Genomic DNA, 26,536 nt, shown 5'->3' on the forward strand with positions numbered 1-26,536 from the left:
CAATAGGCAGTGGTTTATTGGCGTTTTTTATCTTTTAAAACTGGTTATAGCAGATTTAAAACAAAATAACTCCAAACCCTACCTGTTAAATAGTAAAGGATAACTATTATGAGTAAACAAGCGCAAATGGACACCATCCAAGCAATGGTAAAAGACATCAAATATACGATGATGACCACTCGCAATGATGAAAATCATCTACATTCTTGCCCGATGAATACTACCGAAACCAGTATCGGTGCCAAAGAAATCTGGTTTATTGGTCACAGCCCTTGCGAAACCGTGAGCAGTATTGAAAAAAACCCTGAAGTGAACTTGGCCTATGTCAGTGAAGATGGCAAAAAATATCTCTCTATTACTGGTAAAGCCGAGCTGGTTGAAGACGAAGAAAAACTCAATGAGCTGTGGTCACCTATGTACAATGCTTACTTTGAAAAAGGCAAAGAAGACCCACGCGTTCAGTTGATTAAAGTCGTGCCACATGGCGCTGAATACTGGGCGAACGGCAATGCCATTACTAGCGCTGTTAAAATGGCAGCGGCGGCAGTCACTGATACTGCCATTGAAAAAAGCTTGGGTGAAAATTTTTCAATAGAGTTGTAATGACCTAGTAGAGCTGTAATAACTAAAATAGTTAAAAGCTCTCAATAAAAAATGCCAGTCGCTATCTGCGGCTGGCGTTTTTTATGGTTTATTAATAAATTACATGAGCAGTCAACTTTAAAGCTTACAAACTGGCTTACCTTCATAAAGAGCAAAGGCTTTTAAGTTATCTAAGGTTTTTTGTGGATTAAACTCATTAAACCCAATTTTTTTCTTTGGTGAAAAGTAGGTCATCTTAGTTGTCTGATTATCTAAAGGCTCCAAAGATACCTTAAAAGTATAAGTATCAAAATTAGATTTACCTATAAAGTCAGCACGATTTTTCTCTCTATCTAAATTCGCGTTCACGACTTGGAACCCATTTTGGTTGCGATACTCAAGACATTTATTCATATATCTCTTTAAATTAGCATAAGAAGAAACAACATCAAGATCAACCTCTGTTGAAACTTGTCTTGCGTTACCAATAAGCTCTATTTCAGAGGTTGGTAAAATTGCTCTCACACAACCTGTCAGATAAGTGCTGAATAAAAAAATACTAAAAACAGTAAATAACTTCTTTTGTAATAACATAACCAAAACTCTTCTTAGTTAAATACTATTTCTCAAAGACCGCAGCCACTTTTTGATTGTCATAATTACCAATTTCAACAGGATTGCTGACTGCTGATTTTAAAATAATACTTTCCTTATCAGCCATTTCAAATCTTGCATCAGCTTCGTATTCGTATACAGTGATAGTACTGACTTCCCCTTTAGCGAAGCTTGGTTTAAACACATAGCTCTTACCGCTTTCATAGTCAACAGTAGGTAGTTGAGTATAGAGAGCCTTATTTTCCCAACCTGCACCGCTGACTAATAGTTGATGTTTTCCTGTAGGAATTTTAATAGGTTTGATACTCATCCGGTAGGCATTGAGAGATTGATTAACATTTAAGCTAATAGGTATATTTTTAACCCATTGATCATCTACTCTCATAACACGGAGTGGATCGGTTGCAAAAATACCACTTGCAAACTCAGCATAAGGGTAACCTCGCACTATGGCATGCTCTTGTGTATCGTTCGTTACGAATTGATTGGCATATTTAACCAGTCTCTGGTCATAAGAAATACCCTCTACATTCAGCTGAGGTAAGCTTGCATCTCGTCCTCTTTGGGTAGTAGGGCTAGTAAAAGCGGAGCAAGCGGTCAGGCCACTAACAACAAGTACGGCTATCAATGTTTTGTATACCATCACCATTCCTATTAAGATTCTAAAAAGTAGAAAGCAATCATTCTAAAATAAAAAATTTGAATAAGGTATAAAAAATTAAACATTTTTTTAATTTTTAGCTAAGAGTACTGTTATCTCTTATAGAAATTGTCATAGTCTAAATACTAAAGCTCAAATATAGGAGAAAACCTAGTTGCGACAACCATAAAAAACGCCAGTCGCATCAGCCACTGGCGTTTTTTATTGTCTGTATTTATAGTTCGTGTTTATGGTTATCATTTATGTGATGGTCTATATTCGTGACTGCCGTTATTCATAACTATTGTGGTGGTTTTGCATAACCCTTGTCTGCTGGATATGCTTTTGCTTTTGCTTGTTCGTGTTTGGGCTTAGAAGGATCGTATAACTCATAAATCACCGTACCAATAACGCCCGTATTTTCGATAGAGCCGCTACTGGTATTCGCTGCATAAGCATTGTCTGGTTTACTAAAGATAAAGGAGGCCACCGCACTTTGACTTTTGCGAAAGCCTTCAATCACTAAATCATCATTAGGCCTTAAAACGTATCCATTATCATAGCGACTGGCGGCACTGCCATTGATAACATTTAGACCATCGACACTGGCAACGATTTCATAAGTATTGGCGCTGTTATTATGATACACCAGACGATAAGCTTGACCAGCCATACCTTTGAGATAGTAGTTACCAGCATCACGATACAGTGGTAATTTACCATTGTCAGTGTGTACTGAGAACTCAACTTTCCCTGCCAATAATGACATACTGTTTACCGCACGGCCCTGATAATTTTTATCAGCATACGATACCTGCATCTCCTGAAGAGGATTGTCACTGGTACGACTCAGATCGACAGTAATAATCTCTGAATCAACATCATCACCCCACTGTGTACCCAACCGCTCTGATTCAGCTGCGTCTTGCATAGACTCTGCTTGGATACTCGGTGCTGTTTCTCTCTGTATACTTGGTGATTGTGAACACCCTGCTAGTATTACCAACCATAAAGCAGCAGCGATCAACTTTTTCTTATGTAATACCATTGTTGTGTCCTCAGTCCAATGACGTTGTTTTATATTTTATCTAAGATCCTTGTCATTTGTTTGTTTTTTCGAGTATATAGGAACCACTTAAACAATCAAAGTAAAATACAACGGCTCTCTCGCACCTTTAAAAGCCAAACAATAAAAAACGCCAGCGGCTGATGCGACTGGCGTTTTTTGTGCATATGAATTTGACTATAAACAGCTACCCACTTTGTTTTAAGTAAGGCCAAGCCGCCTTTAGATAAATCATCATCGACCATAGTGTCAAAATGACAGCGCCAACCATCAAGATATAGCCAATCATTTCAAGCGACTGCCAGTTCAGCAGCAGTACTGTGATCGCGACCATCTGAAATGTGGTTTTAAGCTTACCCACATAAGACACCGCCACGCTGGTACTTTTGCCCAACTCTGCCATCCACTCACGCAGCGCCGATACCGCGATTTCGCGTGAGATAATGACGATAGCAGCAATCGCCATAATAATATTGGGGTGCCACTGTACTAAAACAATCAGTGCGGCGGCGACCATAAGCTTATCAGCAACTGGATCCAAAAAACGACCAAAGGCTGACATCACATTGAGTTTACGAGCAAAATATCCATCAAGCCAATCAGTAATCGCGGCAATGATAAAGACGCTGGTCAATAATAAGTGGCGTAATAAGCTATCACTGAACTCGCTCATGCCTACCCGTGCAATCACGTTATCTGAGATGGCAGGCAAGCCAATACCCATGGCAGGTGGCCAATAGGCAATCACCACAAACAGCGGAATCATCAGGATACGTGCAATCGTCAGATTATTGGGCAAATTAAAAATACTTTTTTCACTTTGCACTGGCAATGATTCTGGCTCTGGCTTATGCAGCGGTGTACTCTCGGTCATGGAAAACCCAGTCTATGGTGGACGTAAGAATGCTGGCTGCTAGCTTAGCACTTTTCATGGATGCCGTCATGCCATCTCTGTATCTTCCTCGATACTGGACATATCTTGCAACCTTTACTGCTTTTCTTACTCATACTTTATCAATCATTCTACTTATTTAAGCGAATTATTTGATATAGATATCTCAAAGCAACCTCTATAGTATTTTAAAGCCACGGCTACAGTTGTACACCAGAAGTTGTAAGCAGATGTAAGAATTTATTGAAATCTGGCACTTTGGTATTATCTTAATCATAACAATAATAAAATGTTAGCCACTTACCTTGCAGCCTTATCGCATAATAAGTTTCCTCAGCCCACAGCCTCCTCCTCTGTGGGCTTTTTTTTGTCTACTCTATGATGAATGAGACATTGTCCTTTTATTTATTGCTACGCGGTGTCACCTCTTGCTTCAGCGTTTATAGATGTTCCTTAGTCTTAAAACTCTCGGAAAAATGAAGAATCAAGAAGCCCACTACTGATAAGATGATGGCAATCTCATAACGACCATAAGCGACCGAAATTCCAATCGCGCCTGTATTCCATAAGCTGGCAGCCGTCGCTGTCCCTTTTGAGCCCTTTTCGTTCTTAAAAATCGCGCCACCGCCAATAAACCCCATACCAGTAATGACAGCATACATAATCCTTGCCTCACCAGTAGAATCATAAATATCCATGCCTACTAGCATAAAAGCACACGAGGCAATCGTCACCAATGGAAAGGTTCTAAGTCCTGCGCCATTATCTTTCATCTCTCGATTGAGGGCGATTGGCAGGGAGAGGATAAAGGCCACACTTAATTGAAAAAAGTGATAGCCCAATAGACCAAAATCTATGTCAAATCCAAACATGTCGCTCTCCCTATTTTTGAAACCCGTCCAGTCACAAAAATATGCGCTTTATATTCGTATATCCTTACCTTCTATCGTTGGTCACTTTACTCAAAGGCTGTTTTGCCCAAGTACATAATTATCTCTTAGTAAGAGACAATAGCGGCGACGGCTTCTTGTGCCATTTGATAACAGCTTTCGATATTGCCTTGTCCGCACCAATCGCCACTGACAATCCAGCGATGTTGGCGATCAACCAAAACACCTAATATCTCGCGACTGTCTTTACCATGAGCATCAACCACGGTTGCGGCATAACGCCAGCGATGACAGTCGATTTGGCTGGGCGCACTGCTTTTATTCCAATGCAATAATTGCTGCGCCGCTGCTAGCAGTTTTGCTTTTACTGTCTCAATATCGTCATCGACGTGCTCCTCTGACCAATCATTGCGAGCATGAATAGTGATACTCGGTAGCAACTCATGATTGGCAGGCTTTTGATGTTCGATGAACACTCGGTCTAGTATTGAGTCCTTAACATAAGCCACATCCCAGCGATCTATTTTTTGATGGTCTAACGCCTCAGGCAAGGATTTTCCTTTCTCCCAACCTAACATCAAGGTATAACACGCCAGCATTTGCGGCTTGGTAATATCCGCCTGCCGCTCAAACCCACTGTTTGCCATCATATCTACTGCCTGAGCGTTAGGCGCTGTACAAATCACCCAATCAAACCAGCCCAGACTGGTACCCGTATCATCAAATAGTTCGGTTTGTTTACCAGCTTCATGCTGGGTGTATTGCGTGAGTGGCGCAACTCGCGTCTGAAACTCGATGGTTGTGTGTGCCAACTCATCAGCCAATGTACGTCCCCAAGCCGTCATCTTTGGCGTGCTGATATAGCGCGGTTGCTGCGTATTCCATTGCTCTTTGTGTTCGATATTGGGTAATGCCTCATTTTCATCTTCAGGCACTGGTGATATGGTGACCACCTGCGCGCACCACGGTTGTAGCAAACCTGTCTTTAACCAAGGCTTGATAAACTGCTGAAACGGCGCGGTCTTCGCCGTAAAAAACTGCGCGCCAAATGCCCATTGCCAATTTTTGCCCGTGGTACTGTTAGTACGATAACGAGTCGCTAGTCGACCCACACTACGAGATTTTTCAAAAATAGTAATATGCGGGTTGCGAGATGGTTGTTGGTTTTGGCCTTGATTGAACGCCCGCTCTAGTAACGTGGCGGTAAATAGCCCAGTCAGCCCTCCACCAATGATAGCGATTTTTGGCAATGCGGTTTTGGTGGCAGATACAGAATGATTAGTCATAATGACGGTAGGCCTTGTATAGCGTTCAATGAAAAAGTGTGTAGATAACATTGAACCTTTAAAATCCCTTGATAGCAATATCATCTGCGTAAAAAAGCCATGCTATCTTCTATAACATGGCTTCTCTTAAACATGGCTATGATTGATTTACCTGCTCACTCTCACTTGCTCTCAATGAGCGCAGCTAACCATCGTCTCTAATAAACTTGTATCCCAGCTTATTTTTTACGTTCCGCTTTGACGATATCAATCAGCTCAACAATGACTGAGCTGTCAGCCAGCGTAGACAAGTCACCTAACCCGTCATATTTCCCCGCTGCTAAGCTCCGCAGAATACGACGCATGATTTTACCCGAACGGGTTTTTGGCAGCGCATCGACAATATAAATGGCATCTAAATTGGCAATTGGCCCAATCTCGGCACGCACATGACGATTTAACTCAGTTTTTAGGGATTTTGTTGCCTCTTCACCAGATTTTAGGATAACAAAGGCGCAGACACCAGTACCGCGAATCTCATGCGGCATACCCACAATCGCAGCCTCAGCAGTAGCAGGATGCGCAACGACGGAGCTTTCAATTTCGGCAGTGCCCAAACGGTGACCTGATACGTTGAGCACATCATCAACACGCCCAGTAATCCAGTAGTGTCCATCTTCGTCCCGCTGCGCCCCATCGCCCGTAAAATAATAGCCCGGATAATCGCTAAAATAAGTGGCCAAAAAGCGTTTGTGGTCGTTATAAACTGTCCGCATTTGTCCCGGCCAGCTACTGTTAATCAGTAGATTTCCTTCGGCAGCACCTTGTAGTATCTCTCCATCACCATCGATAATTTCTGGTTTGATCCCGTACAGAGGATTCATCGCAGCCCCTGGTTTGAGGTGGTCAGCGCCTGGCAACGGTGCCATTAAGATACCGCCTGTTTCCGTCTGCCACCACGTATCGACAATGGGACAACGACCATCACCAACCACATGATAATACCAATCCCATGCTTCGGGATTGATCGGCTCGCCAACCGACCCAAGCAGACGTAGGCTTGAGCGATCCGACTCACGAACGAAGGCATCGCCCTCTTTCATCATCGCTCGAATCGCTGTCGGTGCCGTATATAAAATCGTCACGTCATGCTTGTCAATAATGTGACCAATACGCGCCCATGTCGGATACTCAGGCACTCCTTCAAACATCAAGGTCGTCGTTCCATTGGCAAGTGGCGCATAAGTGGCATAAGTATGTCCCGTAATCCAGCCGACATCCGCTGTACACCAATAGACGTCATTGTCTTTTATATCAAAAACATCTCGGAAGGTAGACAACGCATAGGTAATGTAGCCACCCGTGGTATGTACCACGCCTTTTGGCTTACCCGTAGAACCAGAGGTATATAATAAAAACAGCGGGTCTTCAGCATTCATCACCTCAGGTTCGCAGTTCACAGATTCCCCATCGACCAAACTGTGATACCACACATCACGGCGACCGCTCATCGGTACAGAATTGCCTGTACGATGGACGACAATGACGTTTGTCACACTGTCTGTCCCATCCATATCCAACGCGCGATCGACATTGGCCTTAAGCGGGGTACGCTTGTTGCCACGTATGCCTTCATCAGCAGTAATGACAACTTTTGATTGGCTGTCAATCAGACGATTACCCAAACTCTCAGCAGAGAAGCCGCCAAAGACTACTGAATGGACAGCGCCAATACGAGCACATGCCAGCATAGCAATCATGGCTTCAGGAATCATCGGTAAATACAGCGTCACGCGATCGCCTTTTTCTACACCAAGCTTACGCAGGGCATTACCCAGCCTACAAACCGCAGCATGCAATTCTTTAAAGGAGATGATTTTGTGTAAAGAGGGATGATCGCCCTCCCAAATAATGGCAGGCTTATAAGGGTTTTCTTTTAGGTGTCTATCGAGGCAATTGACAGAGATGTTTAACTCGCCGTCCTCGAACCATTTGATACGAAAATCGTCTAAGTCATAATTGACGTCACGGATTTTGGTGGGTTTTTTTATCCAATCAATCAGCTCGGCACGCTGCGCCCAAAAGTTGGCATTGGCATCAGGTGATTCAATCGATTGCTGATACTCTTGGCTATATTGTTCGGGTGAGGTGTTGGCAGCAGCGATAAATTCGGCGGCAATGGGAAATGATTTCTGTGTCATAGTGTTCATCCTTGTTGATTATTATAATCTGTGTTCATAAACGTCGATCGCGACGTCTCGTACAGGTAATCAGAGGCGTCTTCCCTAACGTTTAGTACCTTTTACAACATTCTACACTTAACATCAGTTTGCCAAATAAGCCAAGTGGTTGCAAGGTCTCAACAGCCAATCATAACAATTCCTCTGTACAGATATATACTCGGTAACTTATGATAAATCCCATTAACGCCGTCACTGACTCATTAGAACACTTACTGATTAAAATGGCTGATTTCTGATGGGTTACTGCGGTGATATGGCATTTAGTCCTTGTAACCTGATAGTAAATATGGACAATAGCCACTCAAGTCATCGCTTCAAACAATGAGATCGCTTTGTTTGTTTCACTAGGGGCGATTGGCTTTGGCCTTTTATCTTTATCACTTTATGAGAACACCATGAGTCATCCCCAAAGCGCACCACACCACACTCACTACGATGTCATTATCATTGGCGCTGGCGCGTCTGGATTATACTGCGCGCTCACTGCTGGTCGCCGTGGCCGCCGCGTACTGGTGTTAGACCATGCCAATAAAGCGGGTAAAAAAATCCTCATGTCAGGTGGTGGCCGCTGTAATTTTACCAATTACTTTGTGGAGCCTGAGCACTTCATCGGTGACAATCCTCACTTTTGTAAATCAGCGCTTAGTCGCTATCCCAGTTGGGAATTTATCGGTATGATTGAGGCGCATAAGATTCCTTACCATGAGCGCGAACATGGTCAGCTATTTTGTGATGACTCTGCCCAAGATATTTTGACCATGCTGCTGGATGAATGTACGGCAGCTGGTGTGCAAGTACGGTTAAATACCAATATTGATCGTGTCCAAACGCTGAGCCAAGACAATCAAATACGCTTCCAATTAACGACCAGCAAAAAACTGGGCAAAAAAGACATCGCAAGCGAAAGTAAATCGTCGCAAATGCGCTATAGCTGCGAGTCGTTAGTTGTTGCCACAGGAGGATTGTCCATTCCAACTATGGGCGCAAGCGGTTTGGGTTATGAGGTGGCGCAGCAATTCGGTCATACACTCATCGCCACTGATGCCAGCTTGGTTCCCTTTACCTTTACGGATAAAGCAGGCGAATTGATTCGAGCGCTGGCTGGTATCAGTCTGCCCGTGATAGCCAGTAATGAGCGTATCTCTTTTAAACTGCCGGTACTGTTCACCCATCGCGGACTCTCTGGCCCTGCCATGCTTCAACTCTCAAACTATTGGCGCACTGGTGAAGTTATTCGTATTAACTTATTGCCAGAGACCGATGTGACAATACTACTGCTTGCCCGCAAGAAGTCACACCCAAAACAGCTCATACGTACCGTACTGACAGAAAACACCGATGGTGTGCTGCCCAAAAAGCTACTGGCAGCTTTGCAAACGCACTTATGGGATGATATGAAAGAGACCGAACTTGCCAATATTAAAGATGAGCGACTGATTGAGCTGGGTGACACGCTAAACGGTTGGCAGCTCAAACCCTCTGGTACAGAAGGCTATCGTACAGCTGAGGTAACTCGCGGCGGTGTCAAAACCGATGAGGTATCATCAAAAACCATGCAGAGTCATTTGCAAGAAGACTTGTACTTCATCGGAGAGGTGCTCGATGTGACAGGCTGGCTTGGCGGTTATAACTTTCAATGGGCATGGGCCAGTGGTTTTGTCTGCGGTGAGGTCGTATAGCCAAAACTACAGTCGATAAACCATACTTAATAACCCTGTGTGATGAACCCTGATATCAAACCCTGTAACCGTCCTTTTTATGAGTAGCAATCACACATATCGAATGATGAGGTGACAAATGCGTGCAATTAAACATGTTCATGGTGATAAAGCGCCCTATTGGGTCGGCGATGGTTTTTTTGTCAGAACCCTCATTAATTATGTAGATGAAAATCCTGATTTTAATTATAGTCACACCGATCCTTTTTTATTGTTCGATTATGGCGAGCCCACGATCTTTGAGCCCAATCCTGAGTATCAGTCGCAGCCTCATGGTATCGGTAAACATCCACACAAAGGTTTTGACATCGTAACCATCGCTTATGCAGGCGAGATCACACATGGCGACTCGATGGGTGGTCGCCATGATATTTCGCCAGGCGATGTGCAGTGGATGACCGCAGGGCGCGGTATTACCCACGAAGAGTTTCACTCGGAGGCATTTGGTCAGCGCGGCGGTGTCTTTAGTATGGTACAAATGTGGGTCAACTTGCCAAGCACTCACAAACTGACTGATCCTAAATATCAAACCTTTAAACGGACTGATATGCCAGTCGTTACTCTGCTAGACGACAAAGCTACAGACCATCAAACGCCTATTGGTAAAGCTATCATTATCACTGGCGAATGGCACGGTATCACAGGCGCTGTCAGTACGTTTACGCCTGTCAATGTCTGGGATATTGAGCTGCATACTAGCGGCACTGCCACCTTACATGTGCCTAACCTACACAATACATTATTGCTGGTGCAAGAAGGCGAATTACTCGTTAATGGGACGGCTGTGAATGCGGGAAGCTTGATTCAATTTGAAGCGCCTTCTGATCAAAACGTCCAGACTCAAAACGAACAAAATACTTACACTTCTATACCGTCTACTGACACGATTGAGCTGCGCTACCAAACTTCTGATGAATCATCCGTACCTGTTAAACTCCTGCTATTTAGCGGTGAGCCTATTGGAGAACCTGTGGCAGGTCATGGGCCGTTTGTAATGAATACGCAAGAAGAGTTGCGCCAGACGTTTCGTGACTATCAAACGGGGAATTTTGGTAAATAGTTAATGATGCTGCACAAAAAAAGCCAGCTAACGGTATCATATAGAGACCGCTAACTGGCTTTTTTGGTGAGTAGCCTTTTAATGAGTGACGTTTGTACCATCCCCTACATCAGCTATCAAACCTTTACGCTTGATTTAAGAATGGATAGTCGGTATAACCTTCGATACCGCCACCATAAAAAGACTCTGGACGCTGCTCATTGAGCGCGGCACCTGTGCGAATACGCTCAGCCAAATCAGGGTTGGCAATGTAGTCACGACCAAACGCAACCGCATCGATATAACCCGCTTCGATATTGCGCTCGGCTTTTTCGGCGGTATAGCCACCAGCCGCAATAATTAAGTTATCAAAAGCGTCACGCACATTTTGACGGAATTCATCGCTATAAGGCGTACCACCCGCCCAATCAGGCTCTGATAAATGTAGATACATCAAGCCACGTTTATTGATCTGCTCGACCAACCACACATTGTCCTCTTCATTGTAGCCGGCTTCTACATTGTTAAACGTACCTAGTGGAGAAATACGAATACCCACATGATCGGCGTCCCACGCATTGACACAAGCATCAATAACATCAAGCGTTAAACGCGCACGGTTCTCACGACTACCGCCATATTCATCATTACGCTGATTGGTCTGCTCAACCCAGAACTGATGCAACAAGTAACCATGCGCACCATGAATCTCTATCCCATCAAATCCTGCTTCTTGCGCGTTTTTGGTGGCTTGCGCAAAATCAGCAATCACTTGCTCAATCTCATCAAGCGTGGCAGGACGTGGCGGTGTTGCATCAACACGAATCGCTTGATTGTCGCTATCACGTAGAGAAGTACGTATACCAACATCGACATCAGAGGCAGAAATAGGCGCTTTACCATCAGGCTGTACGCTTTTGTGCGATACAAGACCGGTGTGCCATAGTTGTACGACGATTTTTCCACCTTTTGCATGGACATTATCGACAACCGTTTTCCACGCGACGATTTGCTCTTGAGTGTGGAGACCAGGCGCGCCTGCATAGCCTTTTGCCTGAAAAGAAACCTGCGTCGCCTCCGCAATGATCAATCCAGCCCCTGCGCGCTGTGAGTAGTACTCTCCTGCAAATGGAGTCGGTACATCACCTGGTTCGATTGAACGAACACGCGTTAACGGTGCCATGATAATGCGGTTTTTTAACGTCTGCGTACCCATTTTTACGGGTTCAAATAAGCTGTCGTGTGCCATAAAATATCCTGTTGTTATCTATTATAAAGATTATTTTTCGCTGAAAAATGCTGATAAAAGCATCTGTAGATATGCTTTTATTGATTTTCTTTATAAGGGATAGATGAGGTTATTCAAGGAAAATTTACAAACAAAAAGGCCAATACGACATGATATCGGTATTGATAATACTCATTATTCAAGTCTTCTTATTACCTTATTAAGCGAATGCCTTTAATAAGATTTGCTAACAATGTCATAGATTAGAAAAGTTGCTATATACTTATAAATTTTAGACAAACAATTGTTATGATTATTGTGGTTATTATGGTTTTAGCACGTATCTAAAGGATGCCGTATATGCAGAGTCTTCGGTTCTCATGGACAACATTGGGAGTGGCAACCAGCCTAGTGTTTGGTCTAAGCGCTTGCCAACCTCAGTCAACAGAGTCATCTATATCAAATGAAGCAAACACTACAGAGCAAATTGCTCAAAAACCAGCGATAAAAGCACCGCTCAAATTAGACACTGCACCAGCATTAGCCGTAGACGCCAAAACCTGCTTAGCGTTAAACGATGCCATGCAAAACGTAAACAACGAGAGCAACATTGAGGCTATTTATGCTGTTCAACAAACGTTAAAAGCTTGTTTGCCAACTGCTAGTAATGCTGAGGTAATAGCGTTATTAAAAAGCTATCAGGCGATGTATACCCGTTTTTTAGGGAATAATGACACATTAGATGCAGTATTCAGTGAGCCGTTCTTTGCGGTTATGAGTGCATTAGAGCAAAAGGAAAAAGTTCCGACAGAGGATTTAAAGAAGTTGCCGCCACGCTTGCAATACCTTGTTGAACTTGTTCAGAACGGTGCCGACGTTAGCGTGCAGTATTTGGGTGAAGGTAATCACAACTTGACTCATGACTTACAAGCCATGGCAGATATCTTTATTCCTTATCTGCAACAAGATCAAAAAGCATTTATTGAGCGACTGGCAAAAGATAACCAAGGTATTCTTTGGAACGATGGTGGGATTGCGATCTCATTTGCAGAAGTGATGGAGCACGCAGTATTTTGGGAAGATTATATAGCGCGTTATCCGCACGGCTATGCATATCAAGACGCCAAACAGCTATCTGAGACCTATCGCTATTTATTGTTTTTTGGTTCAGAAAATACGCAGTGGACAGATGACACCATTCACGAGTTTATAGCACCCGAATATCGGCCACTAATGCTCAAATTGGCCAGACGTCCCAATAGTGTTTTGGCTAAAGACGCTCAAAAATTGTTAGACTTTATGTCGCTAAGTGATAGTCAGCGTCAGGATAAATACCCGACCCCTGACATCGATGAAAATAGTTATGAGATGGATGAGTGGGCAGTCGCCCGTTACCAAATAAAAGAAGCGCTATCGATTGCGTCACCATGGCAAGTGAATAATAAAAACTGTTTTGACGGCGTCGTTTGTGTAGAACAGGATATGCAATAATGATATTAAGCAATTAACCATACCCTTTTAGCAAACACAAAGGCAGTAGAGGTATTTATAGTTTTAGCATCTTCTTAAGTGATAACTCCAAAGACAGATAGGTGCCAAACAGTATCACTACCGAACCAATAATCGCTGGCGTGTCTAATGCCTCACCAAGCAACAAATAACCCAGAATAATCGCAAAAATTGGAATGACCAAGGTGATACTGGTCGCGCGCATTGGTCCAATGCTTTTAATCAACTGATTCATAAAAATCAAAGCGATGGCGGTTGAAAACACACCAATACAAATGACAGAAACCCAAGCCATCAAACTGATGCTCTTGCCATACGGAAACTCGTACAAAGCAACAGGCAACATAATGACACTGCCAATGATAAGCGAGCCTGCGGTAATCGCCACTGGCGAGACATTATCTAGGTAGTTTCTGGTAATGTTTGCGCCAACGGCATAACCCACGCACGCCAACAAAGCGTAACCCATCGATAATAATCCTGAGCCTGACGTCGCCGCCTGCTCACCAAATAAGTTTTCGCTCATCAAAATGATGACACCGACCACGCCAATAACTAAACCAAGTATTTGCTTTTTTGAAAGTCTGTCTTTAAAAAACGTACTGGCGATAAAGCCACTCATCATGGGTACAGAAGCATTAAGTACCGCTAATACCCCTGCGTTCACCGAGCGCGCTGAAAAAGAAAATAAGATAAAAGGTATGGCAGCAGAAAACAGCCCAACTAGGGTCAGTACCTTCCAGTTTTTAACGATGCCTTGTCTGTTTTTCTTTTTGATCAGCACAAAAACTAACATGGTCAGTCCTGCCAATACCACTCGCAAGCTGGCAAACGCCAATGAACCGAACTCAGGAACGCCAATACGGTAAAAAATAAAGGACAGCGACCACATAAAGGAGAGGGTTATAAAAATGATGAGGTCACGGTTGGTCATGGGTTGATCCTATCGAGCGTTGGACGACATGGGCATATTATAAAAATGCGCAATCGTAAAAATAGCAGGGAGATAAAAAACCTCGATGATAACTTTTTACGCGCTCAATAGGTATGGTGTTTTCTGTATTTCTTAAGGATTTTGTCTCAGCACATCTGCCAGATAACCATTGAGTTTTGACCATGCATCAGTAAAAATGATTTCATCTGTTTTATAAATCGATTAATAACGTATAAAACCTGAACTCATTCTAAAAAGGATAGATAATGAATCTACGCATTTTAAAGTCTGCCGTGACCAATCCTTGGTTTAACCTTGCCACTGAAGATTGGATATTCCAAGCATTGGACGCCAATTCTCATACGCTATTCTTGTGGCGTAATTCTGAGACCGTCGTCATCGGACGCTCACAAAACCCGTGGGTAGAATGTAAAATCGATAAGATGGAGGCAGACGAGGTATTTTTGGCGCGTCGGCAGAGCGGCGGCGGCGCGATGTTTCATGATCTGGGTAATACCAACTTTACTTTTTTGTCGCCCAAAGACAGCTACGATCAAGAGGCGAACTTTACCATCATTATCAATGCGCTCAAAAAACTGGGTATAGATGCTAAGCTATCTGGTCGTAACGACATGCAAGTAGGCGATAGAAAAATATCAGGCAATGCCTTTAAGCATGCAGCCGATCGTAGCTTTCATCATGGGACATTACTCGTGAATGCCGATATGCAAAAGCTGGGTGACTACCTCAATCCGCACCCGCTTAAACTCAAAGCCAAGGGCATCAAATCAGTACGCGCCCGCGTCGCTAACCTCGTTGAGTTTAATAAAGATATCAATCACGAAAACTTATCCGATGCGATTATCGAAGCATTTTGTGAATATTACGAAGAGACTGCACCAGTAGAAGAGTTGGATGAAGCCAGCCTTGCTAAGCAGCCGACGCTCAATAAATACTATGAGCAAATGGCAGACTGGGACTGGCGCTTTGGCAAAACCCCTGAATTTAGCCACCACATTGAGACGCGCTTTGATTGGGGTATTATCGATATGCATCTCGATGTGAAGCAGGCCGTCATTACTGATGTGGTCATTTTCTCTGATGCGCTGACTGTGGAATTGATTGATTTATTAAAGGGTGCTCTATCTGGTATTAAATACAGTAAAGATAACATCAAGACTAGGCTCGATGAATTGAGTCAAGCAAATACCGAGTTGGTAGCGCAAATTGACGACGTATCTCATTGGTTGATTGGTGTACTAGAAGGTTAGATTTTTGCTGGTTATTACTATTAGTACAAGTAACCTGATTTTTTCTGTACTCTCTGATTCAAAGACCTCCACATTCAATATAGACCAAAGCTGCTATATAATCTATAAAATCAGACGAACTTAAGTTTGATATTTAAGGTATTAGCCCTCTATAATGTCCTGCAAATAATGGATTCGCTGTAAGAGTCTGAACGTTGGGCATTTTAAAGGTAGCATTATGGCAGCCTATATCACAGTTGGCGCAAAGACCTCTCACGGTGGGACAGTCATGACTGGCTCACCGCACACCACTCATAATGGTATCCCTGTCGCTCGCAAGGGCGACCAAGTCATGTGCAAAAAATGCAAAAAGATGACCGTCATCGTGAGTGGCGACGCTTCTTTTGTGGTCGATGGTGCGCCCATTGCACGCGGCGGTGATATAACGAGCTGCGGCGCGAAACTCATTGCCAATCAACAAGCGTTTGTAGAGTCAGACTTTAGTGTGGGTAGTATTGCGCAGGCAGCGCCTTTGGTGTTTCCAAAGTCGGATTTACAGAGAAACTTTTTTAAAGAGAAAGATAAGGGATCCTATTTAACATTAAGCAAAATATATTTAAAAGATAATACCTACGTACCTATGGGTATTCCAAAATTTAATGATTCCATCGCTAACGGACTTAAGAACAGTAAAATTTATATTGAAGTAAAAATTCATAGCGGTACTTTTAAGAATTTAAAGTTGAACATATCAGGTACAGGATCTGGAAGCTCAGGAGGCTCTTCATTTCTTGCTGAAAAGATAGGTATTTTTAGTGCAGGAGATACAGTTGCCTTTGAGTGGGATGGCTTTGTTAAAGATAAGTATGATAGCAGCATGCTTGTTCATGGAGAACAGGAGTTTAAGGTAACTGGCCAGTCTAACTCTGGTTTTTCTGCTGATCATTCAAAAAAGGTTAAGTTTAGATATAAGCAAGAACAATGGGCAGACATTAAAATCAATAAACAGAATAAACGTATTGATGTAGGTTTACGTATTAATATTGCTGATACTATAAAATTTAAAGGTATTCCACCCTCTAAAGAAGCGGTAGAAAAAATTAAAGCCAGTGGTTTACAGAGTAGAATGCTAGTAAAACCGAATAAGACGGATAACGATTTATTTAGACTTGCATTGGCTGGGGTAAAAAAGTATTGGAGTCGTAATCATAGTACTCACTCTCATATTAAGCCGCACATTACTATTCAAAGGCAAGTTTATCAAGTATATACCGAGGCTATATTATCCGATAGAAGGGCAATAGCTCAGACAAAGATTACCTACAATACGAATGGAAAAAACAGTCGTTCAAATAATATTCCTTTTTTTCAAGAGGTTGTTTACAACACTGGTTGTTTAATAGACAGCTCGGGCAACTTATTTTTCCGCATACCTTCTAAAAGTGATTTACTTTTTAAAGAAACTTTTGCACACGAAATGGGCCATGCTATCGTATCTGCTTACCGAGGAGATGGACAATCACTTAATCATGAAGGTAGCTCTTATCCGTGGCAAACACCCAATGGTGCTTATCAATACCCAAGTGTAGGAGAATTAGATTTGATGAAGTATACAAAAAATCAAGCAACAGAATTTTACGAGAGAGTAGTGGCTAATGAAATAGATGTAAAAGGTCTATTATGGATAAGTCGCTTGGAGATTAATTAGTATGAAAATTAAGTATTCATGGAGTTTGTTTTTTTTATCTTTTTTATTACTAGGCTGTCAACAGAAAATAGCATACCTAACTCCCCAGTTTGAGGGCCAAGTGATCGATAGAAAAACAGATCAGCCTATAAGTGATGTTAAAGTATTCCTCACTTCTCGAAACTTCACTAACACAGATACATTCGGAAATTTTTTAATACCGCCAGTAGAGTATAAGTATTGGTTAATTGGTCCAAGCCATGACTCTATAAGAAATTATTATGGCGTTTCTTTAATTTTCGACCATAAATCATACGTCTCGAAGTTATATACAATAGGTGATATACCTTCAACAACTAAAACACAAGGAAATCAAGACTACCTCCAAAACAAAAAATTTATTGATATGGGTAAAGTTTACTTAACTCCAGCGGATCCAAGTATCTTAGAAATGCAAGAAGAGATCATATCAGACACGCTTGACTATTGTCAGCCTAATCAATCTCAAAAAGAAGTCGATTGCATACCTTTGCCAGAAGGTATGACCTATAAGCAGATAAGTCTAAACCAACCTACTCAATAGAGTTTCCTACTGGAATTTTAATGTATCAAAGAAAAACTACTACTCTAATTAAGTCTTTACTATTAGCTACTTTATTATCAAATATATTAATCGTTTCCGCTTGTTCAGCGGAGTCATCAAACACTCCTATACTTTCAAATCAAAGCACTCCTGCTGAGATATACGAACTTGGCCTTGCCTATTATGAGGGTAACTCAGTTCCTCAGGATTATGAAAAATCTTTTAGCCTATTTAAAAGAGCTGCTGATCAAGATTATGCTCCTGCTAAATACGATCTCGGTACTATGTATTATGAAGGTATTTGTGTGGAACAAGATTATAAAAAAGCAATGCAGTGGTATCTGCTAGCAGCTGATCAAGGGTTAGATGTAGCACAGCTTAATATTGGCGGTCTCTACGAGAATGGTTATGGTGTACCGCAGGACTATGATAAAGCTTTTGAGTGGTATCAAAAGGCAGCAGATCAAGGCAATCAAGAAGCCAGTAATCGCATCGGTAAATTGGTCATGAATGGTAAAATCGATGATAAAGACATCACTATTTTTAGCACTCAAGAGACAGGGCTTACCTTGGGTGATTTAGAGGATAGTTCAGAGAATTAATTAGTACTGAATTTATCCTACATTTACATCTTTCCTATCTCCATTCAAGTGTAATCAAATCATAAAAAATGAGGATAGTATGAAAAAAAAGCTCTTAACCCCACTAATCATTTTAGGCACTGCCCTACTACCCGCTGCAGCACATTCAGCCAGTTTTGATTGTAAAAAAGCGGCTACTTGGATAGAAAAGAGGGTTTGTGCGAACACTGAGTTATCAAAGCTTGATAACGCTATGGCAGAAAAATATAAACGAGACCTTGCTAATACTTCTGATTACGAAGACAGCGGAATTTTTAAAGATAATATGATTATCGATCAACGACGTTGGCTTAGATTTCAGCGCAATACGTGTACAGATACAGAATGCCTTATACGAGAGTATAAAGAATATATTGAAGATAAAAATTATAATGGTGTAGCTTGGGATTTCCCAGATGAGCTAAATCGTTCTAACTTACCTAGCAAAAAGTCATTTGGTGAGTTTTTTCAAGATGTGGAAGTTCCGATGTATAACTCAGAAACTAACGACTGGAAGGTAGTAGCAAAGACAACAAATAGTGTCTTGATTCATAGGGTCGCTAATAAGCCTTATCTTGCCATTATCGATGGCATTTTAGTGTTTACTAATGGACATACCTGTGAGATTGAAGAGAGTAAGGCAACGTGGTCAGAAAACCATTGGGTCATCGACAATGACCTGCAAAATGAAACCGCTGAACTGCGTTTGTATCCAGCACTCTATAAAGGTAAGACTCAATTATTATTAAAAGACATGGATAATAAATATAGAGAAGTACATTGTGGTATGAGAGGCTATTTTGACGGTATCGTATTAGAACGAGAGTAAGTGCGCTGCATCCCTCAACTCTCTCAAAATCATCATAAGCTGAACTGAAGCTTTAATATCAAAAACTAGATTCACTAAACCAAAAAAGCGGCAAGATAATTCACCTTGCCACTTTTTTATTCAAACTGTAAAGCTATTAAATCCCCGCCGCAACCTCTGCCCCATCACGAATCGCGCGCTTGGCATCCAGCTCAGCGGCCAGTTTTGCGCCGCCAATAATATGGTATTGTGCATCTGGCGCATCACCCACATTTGGCATCAGCTCAACCACCGACTCTTGACCAGCACAGACGACGACGCTATCGACTCGCAACAGTTGCGTTTGTCCTTGGTTGTTGGTGATCCAAATTCCTTCATTGGTGATTTTATTATATTGAGCGCCTGATACTTGGATGACACCGTGCGATTTGACATGAGCGCGATGTACCCAGCCTGTGGTTTTGTTCAGACCACTACCTAGGCGACCTTTGGTACGCTGCATGAGGTAAACTTGGCGAATCGGTTTAATACTTTCAGGCTTAGTCAATCCACCATCGGTTTGATAGGCCGTATCTTCAGTCACGCCCCACTCTTCACGCCACTCGCTCACTGACTGGGGTTTTGGACGGTAGCTTGGGTCTTTTAGCAACTCAGGGCCTAGCTCATCGAGTGGCTGCCCGTGTCGCGCGGTAAGGTATTCACTGACATCAAAGCCAATACCGCCCGCCCCAATGACGGCAACGGTATCGCCAACAGACTTCTCGCCCGAGAGCAATTCAGCGTAGCTCATGACTTGCGGCAGATCTGCCCCTTCAAGCTTACCAGCAAGGCTTCTTGGTACGACGCCTGTTGCGACAATGACGTGATGGAACTTGGCTTTTTCAAGCATGGCTTTATCGACTTTGGTGTTCAGTTTCACGTCAACGCCTAAGTGCTCAAGCTCATTGATATAGTAGCGAATGGTCTCAAAAAACTCTTCTTTACCTGGGATGACTTTGGCGTAGTTAAACTGTCCACCCAAGATATCTTTGGCCTCAAACAGCGTCACGTCATGACCACGCAGCGCTGCCACGTGCGCCGCTGACATGCCAGCCACCCCGCCACCGATGACCGCCACCTTTTTAGGCTTTTTCGCCTTTTTGTAGACCAACTCCGTCTCATAGCAAGCTTGCGGATTGACCAAACAGGTGGAGCGTTTGTGCTCAAAAGTGTGATCGAGGCAAGCTTGATTACAAGCGATACAGGTATTGATACGATCTGCTTGACCATTTTTGGCTTTATTGACCCAGTTTGGATCGGCCAAAAACGGACGTGCCATTTGAATCATGTCCGCTTGACCACTAGCGACAATTTCTTCTGCCAAGTCTGGCATGTTGATGCGGTTGGCGGCCATCATAGGAATGCTGATGTGTTTTTTGATTTCAGCACTAAAATCAACAAAGGCGGCACGCGGTACACTCGTCACAATGGTTGGTACACGCGCTTCATGCCAGCCAATACCAGTATTCATAATGGTCACGCCAGCCGCTTCCAGCGCTTTGGCAACCGTGATGACTTCGTCCATGACGTTGCCGTCTTTGACCAAATCAATCACCGACAGACGGAACATAATAATAAAATCTTCTCCCACTGCTTCACGTACGGCTTTGACAATGTCAACGGCAAAGGTCATACGACCTTGGATATCACCGCCGTACTTGTCCGTGCGTTTGTTTACATGACGCGATAAAAACTGGTTGATCAAGTAGCCTTCAGAGCCCATGATTTCGACGCCGTCATAACCTGCTTGCTTGGCAAGACGAGCTGAGCGCGCGTAATCTCTGACGGTTTGCTCAATGTTTTTGATGCTCATCTTGCGTGGTTTAAAAGGCGAGATTGGTGATTTGACAGGACTGGCTGATACGACAAAAGGATGATAACCATAGCGACCACTGTGCAATATTTGCATGATGATTTTGCTGTCGTATTTGTGGGCTGCACGGGTGACGCGTTGATGATTGATCACATCAGCTTTTGTATTCATAGTACCGCCAGCAGGCAGTAACCAACCTTCACGATTAGGCGAGATACCACCTGTAATCATCATAGCCACGCCGCCTTTGGCACGCTCTGCAAAATAAGCAGCCAGCTTACCGTAATTATAAAAACGGTCTTCAAGTCCTGTATGCATAGAACCCATGACCAAACGGTTTTTTAGTGTGGTAAACCCCAAATCTAGCGGCTCAAACAAATGCGGATAGTGTTCGTTGGTGCTGGCGGTATCAATCATACTGGCAGTGGCGCTGGCGGTCATGTCATTTTCCTTATGAATCGTTGGTGAGACTAAGCAAGCTATAGAATTTTGTGTTGTTGTTATCGTAACACACCGCCCTTATTATCAGCTATGCAGACAAACGACTGATGAGTGAGCACTATGTTGGTCACGCTATTTTAATCAGGAAATCTGCTCATCATATCGATTATAAGAGCGCTTCAAGTCAGCTCAATTTATTTTAAATTGACCGTATCCATATCTTATTAAAACTGCTCTTACCCAAGCTTAGGCTCAAGCCACTGATATATCAGCATGCCTACGATCATCGCGGGAATAAATACATAAGCCTGCCATTGTCCAGCTCCTAGCAATACAATGCCTGGTCCCGGACAGATACCTACCAAACCCCAGCCAATGCCAAACAGCATCGCGCCGATAAGCAGCTTTTTATTAATAACGGTTGTGGTTGGCATCTCAATTGAGCTGCCGATCCAACTGGTTGGTTGACGCTTGGCAAGTTGTACCCCGATGATGGCCACGATCAGACCACCGCCCATCACCAGTGCCAGAGAAATGTCCCATGCACCAAAAACGTCTAAAAACCCTTGTACCTTGGTAGGATCTGTCATACCAGATATCAGCAGCCCTACGCCAAATAGTAGCCCCGCTAGTAGTCCAATCATATTTTTTAACATTGCTCTGTCTCTCTATTTTTTTATGTAGGTAGTAATCAGCCATCTTACTCGTTTAGATCAGTCCCAAAAGATGGCGACCAATATAAACCGTCACCATGCCAAATAACATAAAGGTCACCGTTGCCACCATCGAGCGTGGAGACAGGCGCGCATTACCGCAGATGCCATGTCCACTGGTACATCCTGAACCCAGTCGGGTGCCAAAACCAACCAACAACCCTGCACCCATCAACAACGGCAAAGACGTACTCATTTCTATAGCAGGTAATGGTTTGACCAGACCATATAGCACGGGTGATACAACCAGCCCCACTATAAACAACACTTGCCAAGCTTCTACTCGCTTGGGCTTAAGCAAGCTTGAAAAAATACCACTGATACCCGCAATTCGTCCAATGCCCAGTAGCAGTATGACTGTCGCTACGCCCAGCAACAGTCCGCCTACCAAAGAGATGGGCGTAAATGCTTGCCAGTCTATTTGTATGTTCATCATAGTTCTCTCAACCCATTGGTAGCAAAAGCAAATGTGATTTTTAATTTATAAAAATACATTATATTATTAAATATAATAAAAAGGTAAAAAAATACTGAACCTAGCGTGACACTAGCGTTCAGTATTTTAGCTAAACGTTTACTACTCTTATATCCTGATACTTACTATTATTAATACTTACTATAAAGGTAAACGACTTGAACTAGTTAGCCAGCACCTCTTCTAGCGCTGATTCAAAGCGGGTCACCGCACCGTCAATGTCGGTCAATTTATCCAAACCAAATAGACCCAAGCGGAACGTTTTAAAGTTATCAGGCTCACCAACTTTGAGAGGGACACCAGCAGCAATCTGCATGCCCGCTTCAGCGAAAGCGCTACCTTTATGCATATCATCGCGATCAGTATAAGCAACGACCACGCCTGGCGCTTCGAATCCTTCAGCCGCGACGCTTTCTATGCCTTTGTCTGACAATACCTTGCGGATACGTGTGCCCAACTCCCATTGCGCAGCGCACAGTGTATCAAAACCAATCTCTTTGGCTTCCAATAGCGTGTCACGGAATTGGCGTAAGCCATCGGTCGGCATGGTTGCATGATAAGCATGACCGCCATTCTCGTAGGCACGCATGATAGTCAACCATTGCTTCAAATCTAAGCTAAAGCTATCTGACTCTGTATTGTCTACTTTTTTAATCGCCGCGTCACTGAGCATCACCAGACCCGCACACGGCGTGCTGCTCCAGCCTTTTTGCGGGGCGCTGATGAGGACATCTATACCCAGCGCTTTCATATCCAACCAAACACAGCCTGAAGCAATACAATCAATAACCAATAAGCCGCCCACACTGTGAACCGCAGCGCTCAATGCTTTGATGTAATCTGTTGACAAAATCATGCCTGACGACGTCTCAACATGCGGCGCAAAGACCATCGCGGGCTTTTCCGCTTTGATCTTGGCGACCGCCGTGTCGATATCCACTGGTGCAAATGGTCTTGGTGACTCGCTATCATCTGCTCGCTCTGCGGTTAATACCGTAGATGATTTGGCAATTTTTCCTTTTTCTAAAATTTGCGTCCAGCGATAACTGAACCAGCCATTACGGATAATGAGACAATCTTCATCGTTTGCCAACTGACGCGCCACCGCTTCCATACCATAAGTACCAGAGCCTGGCACAATCACGACGGCGTCAGCGTTGTACACTGATTTTAGCTCGCTGGATAAGTCAGTCATCACTTGTTGAAAGACTTGAGACATGTGGTTCAGGGCGCGGTCAGTATAGACCACTGAATACTCTAATAAGCCGTTTGGATCAATATCTTGACGTAATGCCGTCATAGGACGCTCCTTGTTTATGGTCAGATCATGGAATGTTTCTCTAAAATTGGCTGTCACAAAACTCTGGTACGCTTTTACTAATTATTTGAATAAGTCAGCCTGCACTATATTCAACATGAAATAAATACCGTGCTGCCAACATCAAGCGTGTAGAACGTAAGGCAGAGATGACAATATAGCACTATATCTTAGCACCACTATCATTGCTAAAGGTGTCTTGTACTCATGAGTTTTTTAGTGGTTTATGAGAGCATACAAAATAAAAACATCAATTTTATGATTGAGACAGAAAATAAGGACTAATAACATCAGGCTTACCGAATGCTAGTACAAGAGATTTTGAAGAAGATTGAGTTAGCGGAATGGCTTAAGGATGGAGAAGGAATATAAGTAGCTGTATAGCAATCAGTAAGCGAGAAATAATCGATAATTTTAGACAATAAATGATGGTATGAGATACAAGTTAGCGACCACGATGAGTATCTTTTAATCCTGATACAACAAAATTGAGCAATTCACTGTCACCTTCGCGGGCTGCCTTACGCATCAGCTTAGATGGCGAATGGGTCAGCGACTGGGTGAGACGACGTGACAACTCGATGAGAATCTCTTCCGGACTGGCGTCATCTTGCTGTAATTTGGCAATAGACTCGTGTAGTAGCTTATCGACTTTATCCTGAGTATGCGCACGATACTGCTGAATGTCTTTACCCACTTGTCGTACCTGAAAGCGACGATCGACCTCAACGACTAACTGGCTGACCAGTAACTCAGCATCGACTGCCGCTTGGCGACGCTGCTCGATATTACCAGCAATGACATGCTGTAAGTCATCAACAGAATATAAATAGATATCATCTATACGGCTGATCGAGGAGTCAATGTCACGTGGCACGGCCAAATCAATCATGAGCATGGGCTGATAACGACGGCGCTTGAGTGCCTGTACGGTCATGGTTTTATCAATCAATAAATCCATACTGCCGCTACAGCTGCTGACAATATCCGCTTCTGCCAGTACCTGAGGCAATTCTTGTAGGGTTCTGACTTCCACACGGCGGTCAGGATGACGCAGTTCAGCGGCTAACGCTTCTGCTCGCTCAGGGTTACGGTTGCAAATAATCACGCGTCCCACACCCAGCCCAGCGATATGTGTGGCTACCAAACGGTTCATCTCGCCTGCCGCAACGACCAACAAAGTACGGCTAGGTAAATCATCAAATATTTGCGTCACCAGCTTGGCCGCAGCAAAACTGAGAGACACTGCTTGAGCGCCAACTTTGGTTTCATTACGCACACGTTTGGCGGCAGCAAACACTTGATCAACGATCCAGCCAAGCTGATTGCTTAGCACTTTTTGCTCTTGCGCAAGGTGTACTGAGCGTTTGATTTGACCCAATATTTGCGGCTCACCCAGTATCATAGAGTCCAGCCCTGCCGCGACTCTCAGCCAATGAGTCAGTGCATGAGTATCACGATGCACATAGAGATATGGGTCGATATCAATAAGCGATAATTGCTTAAAATCAGCCAGCCATGTTTTAATTTTGACAACATGGGCGTTGATATCAGCCGCAGAGACATGGTTACTACCGCTCACAGCCGTCGTTTCTTGTGCCTCAGATTGTGACGCTGCTTCTGTTACTACAGGGACAAGAGCATAAATCTCAGTACGATTGCAGGTAGAAACAATCACGCTACCATCCGTGAAAGTCTCCAATTGTTTGAGAGCGATATTCACGTCGTCACCCACAAGCGCCAAACGCTCGCGCAGAGCAACTGGTGCAGTTTTGTGATTGACCCCAATGACCACTAATCTCATTATCAATAGACCATAAATATGATGCTCACCTGCCCATCACGCTGTCTTCTTTCTATTAAAAGACAGTCCTAATGAACAGCGCTGAGAGGAAGAACCTAAAAATCGCTTATTATATCATTATTGCTAGCTTTAATTAACACTCGCCCTTCTATGAAGCGTATTTGCCTGTATCTGGGCGTATATATTACAAATCAACTACCCTTATGATTGATAAAACCAATGGTCGGGTTTTGGGGTGTGGTCATAGAAGTAGACATAAATGGGTCGCTTAGTTCCTCGTAACTTGCTATATTTTTAAAGTATTTTTCAATAATTAACTGCGTGACGGATTTTGGTCAAAAGCAGACAATATAGAATAAAAATA

At 43.2% G+C, this 26,536-nt stretch carries 23 protein-coding genes; 9 read left to right on the forward strand and 14 right to left on the reverse strand.

Annotated elements, in window-relative coordinates; all coding sequences use genetic code 11:
* Nucleotides 1-108: 108 nt before the first annotated feature.
* Complete coding sequence (locus FW759_RS07115; protein ID WP_087041961.1) at nt 109-603, forward strand: pyridoxamine 5'-phosphate oxidase family protein; 495 nt, start codon at nt 109-111, stop codon at nt 601-603.
* Nucleotides 604-720: 117 nt separating this feature from the next.
* On the opposite strand, the gene FW759_RS07120 is transcribed toward FW759_RS07115, so the two are convergent.
* The 7 genes from FW759_RS07120 to acs form a co-directional block, all read right to left on the reverse strand.
* Entirely contained in the window at nt 721-1,176 is a 456-nt protein-coding gene (locus tag FW759_RS07120; RefSeq protein ID WP_131393321.1) for a hypothetical protein, read from the reverse strand.
* A gap of 25 nt (nt 1,177-1,201) precedes the next feature.
* Nucleotides 1,202-1,840, reverse strand: a complete 639-nt coding sequence (locus FW759_RS07125) for a hypothetical protein (protein ID WP_446442566.1) — start codon at nt 1,838-1,840, stop codon at nt 1,202-1,204.
* 298 nt (nt 1,841-2,138) lie between these two features.
* A complete protein-coding gene (locus tag FW759_RS07130; protein WP_446442567.1) occupies nt 2,139-2,885 on the reverse strand; it encodes a hypothetical protein in 747 nt (248 codons plus the stop codon).
* A 205-nt stretch (nt 2,886-3,090) separates the two neighbouring features.
* Nucleotides 3,091-3,777, reverse strand: coding sequence for a CDP-diacylglycerol--glycerol-3-phosphate 3-phosphatidyltransferase (pgsA, locus tag FW759_RS07135; RefSeq protein ID WP_062843649.1), 687 nt, complete (start codon nt 3,775-3,777; stop codon nt 3,091-3,093).
* 458 nt (nt 3,778-4,235) lie between these two features.
* On the reverse strand, nt 4,236-4,667 hold the full coding sequence (locus FW759_RS07140) for an MgtC/SapB family protein (protein WP_131393318.1): 432 nt from the start codon (nt 4,665-4,667) through the stop codon (nt 4,236-4,238).
* Between the two features lie 125 nt (nt 4,668-4,792).
* Nucleotides 4,793-5,971, reverse strand: coding sequence for an NAD(P)/FAD-dependent oxidoreductase (locus FW759_RS07145; RefSeq protein WP_446442568.1), 1,179 nt, complete (start codon nt 5,969-5,971; stop codon nt 4,793-4,795).
* Nucleotides 5,972-6,189: 218 nt separating this feature from the next.
* Nucleotides 6,190-8,151, reverse strand: coding sequence for an acetate--CoA ligase (gene acs, locus FW759_RS07150; protein ID WP_446442569.1), 1,962 nt, complete (start codon nt 8,149-8,151; stop codon nt 6,190-6,192).
* A gap of 437 nt (nt 8,152-8,588) precedes the next feature.
* Here acs and FW759_RS07155 point away from each other — a divergent pair, with 437 nt between their 5' ends.
* Nucleotides 8,589-9,872, forward strand: a complete 1,284-nt coding sequence (locus tag FW759_RS07155; RefSeq protein ID WP_446442570.1) for an NAD(P)/FAD-dependent oxidoreductase — start codon at nt 8,589-8,591, stop codon at nt 9,870-9,872.
* Nucleotides 9,873-9,990: 118 nt separating this feature from the next.
* Nucleotides 9,991-10,971, forward strand: coding sequence for a pirin family protein (locus tag FW759_RS07160; RefSeq protein ID WP_446442571.1), 981 nt, complete (start codon nt 9,991-9,993; stop codon nt 10,969-10,971).
* A gap of 124 nt (nt 10,972-11,095) precedes the next feature.
* Here the strand turns inward: FW759_RS07160 and FW759_RS07165 are convergent, their stop codons facing one another.
* Complete coding sequence (locus FW759_RS07165) at nt 11,096-12,199, reverse strand: alkene reductase (protein ID WP_443527806.1); 1,104 nt, start codon at nt 12,197-12,199, stop codon at nt 11,096-11,098.
* Between the two features lie 339 nt (nt 12,200-12,538).
* Here FW759_RS07165 and FW759_RS07170 point away from each other — a divergent pair, with 339 nt between their 5' ends.
* Nucleotides 12,539-13,669 (forward strand): hypothetical protein, encoded by a 1,131-nt coding sequence (locus tag FW759_RS07170; RefSeq protein ID WP_446442572.1) that lies wholly within the window; start codon nt 12,539-12,541, stop codon nt 13,667-13,669.
* 55 nt (nt 13,670-13,724) lie between these two features.
* Here FW759_RS07170 and FW759_RS07175 read toward each other — a convergent pair whose 3' ends face one another.
* Nucleotides 13,725-14,621 carry a DMT family transporter gene (locus tag FW759_RS07175; protein ID WP_443566518.1) on the reverse strand — a complete coding sequence of 299 codons (897 nt, stop codon included), beginning with the start codon at nt 14,619-14,621 and terminating at the stop codon, nt 13,725-13,727.
* 266 nt (nt 14,622-14,887) lie between these two features.
* On the opposite strand from FW759_RS07175, the gene FW759_RS07180 reads away from it, so the two are divergent.
* The 5 genes from FW759_RS07180 to FW759_RS07200 all read left to right on the forward strand — a co-directional run bounded on the left by FW759_RS07180 (nt 14,888) and on the right by FW759_RS07200 (nt 19,590).
* On the forward strand, nt 14,888-15,892 hold the full coding sequence (locus FW759_RS07180) for a lipoate--protein ligase (RefSeq protein WP_443566519.1): 1,005 nt from the start codon (nt 14,888-14,890) through the stop codon (nt 15,890-15,892).
* A gap of 217 nt (nt 15,893-16,109) precedes the next feature.
* The gene (locus FW759_RS07185; protein WP_446442573.1) at nt 16,110-17,579 is read left to right on the forward strand and encodes a PAAR domain-containing protein; all 1,470 of its coding nucleotides are present in this window, start codon (nt 16,110-16,112) and stop codon (nt 17,577-17,579) included.
* A 1-nt stretch (nt 17,580) separates the two neighbouring features.
* On the forward strand, nt 17,581-18,141 hold the full coding sequence (locus FW759_RS07190) for a hypothetical protein (protein WP_446442574.1): 561 nt from the start codon (nt 17,581-17,583) through the stop codon (nt 18,139-18,141).
* Nucleotides 18,142-18,161: 20 nt separating this feature from the next.
* Entirely contained in the window at nt 18,162-18,743 is a 582-nt protein-coding gene (locus tag FW759_RS07195; protein WP_446442575.1) for a tetratricopeptide repeat protein, read from the forward strand.
* Between the two features lie 79 nt (nt 18,744-18,822).
* The gene (locus tag FW759_RS07200) at nt 18,823-19,590 is read left to right on the forward strand and encodes a lysozyme inhibitor LprI family protein (RefSeq protein ID WP_446442576.1); all 768 of its coding nucleotides are present in this window, start codon (nt 18,823-18,825) and stop codon (nt 19,588-19,590) included.
* A 136-nt stretch (nt 19,591-19,726) separates the two neighbouring features.
* Here the strand turns inward: FW759_RS07200 and FW759_RS07205 are convergent, their stop codons facing one another.
* The 5 genes from FW759_RS07205 to hemA form a co-directional block, all read right to left on the reverse strand.
* Complete coding sequence (locus FW759_RS07205) at nt 19,727-21,862, reverse strand: FAD-dependent oxidoreductase (RefSeq protein ID WP_446442577.1); 2,136 nt, start codon at nt 21,860-21,862, stop codon at nt 19,727-19,729.
* A gap of 236 nt (nt 21,863-22,098) precedes the next feature.
* A complete protein-coding gene (locus tag FW759_RS07210; RefSeq protein WP_446442578.1) occupies nt 22,099-22,518 on the reverse strand; it encodes a DUF6691 family protein in 420 nt (139 codons plus the stop codon).
* Nucleotides 22,519-22,570: 52 nt separating this feature from the next.
* Nucleotides 22,571-23,008 (reverse strand): YeeE/YedE family protein, encoded by a 438-nt coding sequence (locus FW759_RS07215; RefSeq protein WP_446442621.1) that lies wholly within the window; start codon nt 23,006-23,008, stop codon nt 22,571-22,573.
* Between the two features lie 205 nt (nt 23,009-23,213).
* Complete coding sequence (locus FW759_RS07220; protein ID WP_446442579.1) at nt 23,214-24,350, reverse strand: aminotransferase class V-fold PLP-dependent enzyme; 1,137 nt, start codon at nt 24,348-24,350, stop codon at nt 23,214-23,216.
* Nucleotides 24,351-24,813: 463 nt separating this feature from the next.
* On the reverse strand, nt 24,814-26,172 hold the full coding sequence (gene hemA, locus FW759_RS07225) for a glutamyl-tRNA reductase (protein ID WP_062843633.1): 1,359 nt from the start codon (nt 26,170-26,172) through the stop codon (nt 24,814-24,816).
* Nucleotides 26,173-26,536 lie beyond the last annotated feature (364 nt).

Source organism: Psychrobacter sp. 1176_08 (assembly GCF_052850615.1).

Bases quoted from the DNA above. Each gene is read 5' to 3' on its own strand.
- FW759_RS07115 (WP_087041961.1), top strand. From the start codon at position 109: ATGAGTAAACAAGCGCAAATGGACACCATCCAAGCAATGGTAAAAGAC.
- FW759_RS07120 (WP_131393321.1), bottom strand. From the start codon at position 1,176: ATGTTATTACAAAAGAAGTTATTTACTGTTTTTAGTATTTTTTTATTC.
- FW759_RS07125 (WP_446442566.1), bottom strand. From the start codon at position 1,840: ATGGTATACAAAACATTGATAGCCGTACTTGTTGTTAGTGGCCTGACC.
- FW759_RS07130 (WP_446442567.1), bottom strand. From the start codon at position 2,885: ATGGTATTACATAAGAAAAAGTTGATCGCTGCTGCTTTATGGTTGGTA.
- pgsA (WP_062843649.1), bottom strand. From the start codon at position 3,777: ATGACCGAGAGTACACCGCTGCATAAGCCAGAGCCAGAATCATTGCCA.
- FW759_RS07140 (WP_131393318.1), bottom strand. From the start codon at position 4,667: ATGTTTGGATTTGACATAGATTTTGGTCTATTGGGCTATCACTTTTTT.
- FW759_RS07145 (WP_446442568.1), bottom strand. From the start codon at position 5,971: ATGACTAATCATTCTGTATCTGCCACCAAAACCGCATTGCCAAAAATC.
- acs (WP_446442569.1), bottom strand. From the start codon at position 8,151: ATGACACAGAAATCATTTCCCATTGCCGCCGAATTTATCGCTGCTGCC.
- FW759_RS07155 (WP_446442570.1), top strand. From the start codon at position 8,589: ATGAGTCATCCCCAAAGCGCACCACACCACACTCACTACGATGTCATT.
- FW759_RS07160 (WP_446442571.1), top strand. From the start codon at position 9,991: ATGCGTGCAATTAAACATGTTCATGGTGATAAAGCGCCCTATTGGGTC.
- FW759_RS07165 (WP_443527806.1), bottom strand. From the start codon at position 12,199: ATGGCACACGACAGCTTATTTGAACCCGTAAAAATGGGTACGCAGACG.
- FW759_RS07170 (WP_446442572.1), top strand. From the start codon at position 12,539: ATGCAGAGTCTTCGGTTCTCATGGACAACATTGGGAGTGGCAACCAGC.
- FW759_RS07175 (WP_443566518.1), bottom strand. From the start codon at position 14,621: ATGACCAACCGTGACCTCATCATTTTTATAACCCTCTCCTTTATGTGG.
- FW759_RS07180 (WP_443566519.1), top strand. From the start codon at position 14,888: ATGAATCTACGCATTTTAAAGTCTGCCGTGACCAATCCTTGGTTTAAC.
- FW759_RS07185 (WP_446442573.1), top strand. From the start codon at position 16,110: ATGGCAGCCTATATCACAGTTGGCGCAAAGACCTCTCACGGTGGGACA.
- FW759_RS07190 (WP_446442574.1), top strand. From the start codon at position 17,581: ATGAAAATTAAGTATTCATGGAGTTTGTTTTTTTTATCTTTTTTATTA.
- FW759_RS07195 (WP_446442575.1), top strand. From the start codon at position 18,162: ATGTATCAAAGAAAAACTACTACTCTAATTAAGTCTTTACTATTAGCT.
- FW759_RS07200 (WP_446442576.1), top strand. From the start codon at position 18,823: ATGAAAAAAAAGCTCTTAACCCCACTAATCATTTTAGGCACTGCCCTA.
- FW759_RS07205 (WP_446442577.1), bottom strand. From the start codon at position 21,862: ATGACCGCCAGCGCCACTGCCAGTATGATTGATACCGCCAGCACCAAC.
- FW759_RS07210 (WP_446442578.1), bottom strand. From the start codon at position 22,518: ATGTTAAAAAATATGATTGGACTACTAGCGGGGCTACTATTTGGCGTA.
- FW759_RS07215 (WP_446442621.1), bottom strand. From the start codon at position 23,008: ATGAACATACAAATAGACTGGCAAGCATTTACGCCCATCTCTTTGGTA.
- FW759_RS07220 (WP_446442579.1), bottom strand. From the start codon at position 24,350: ATGACGGCATTACGTCAAGATATTGATCCAAACGGCTTATTAGAGTAT.
- hemA (WP_062843633.1), bottom strand. From the start codon at position 26,172: ATGAGATTAGTGGTCATTGGGGTCAATCACAAAACTGCACCAGTTGCT.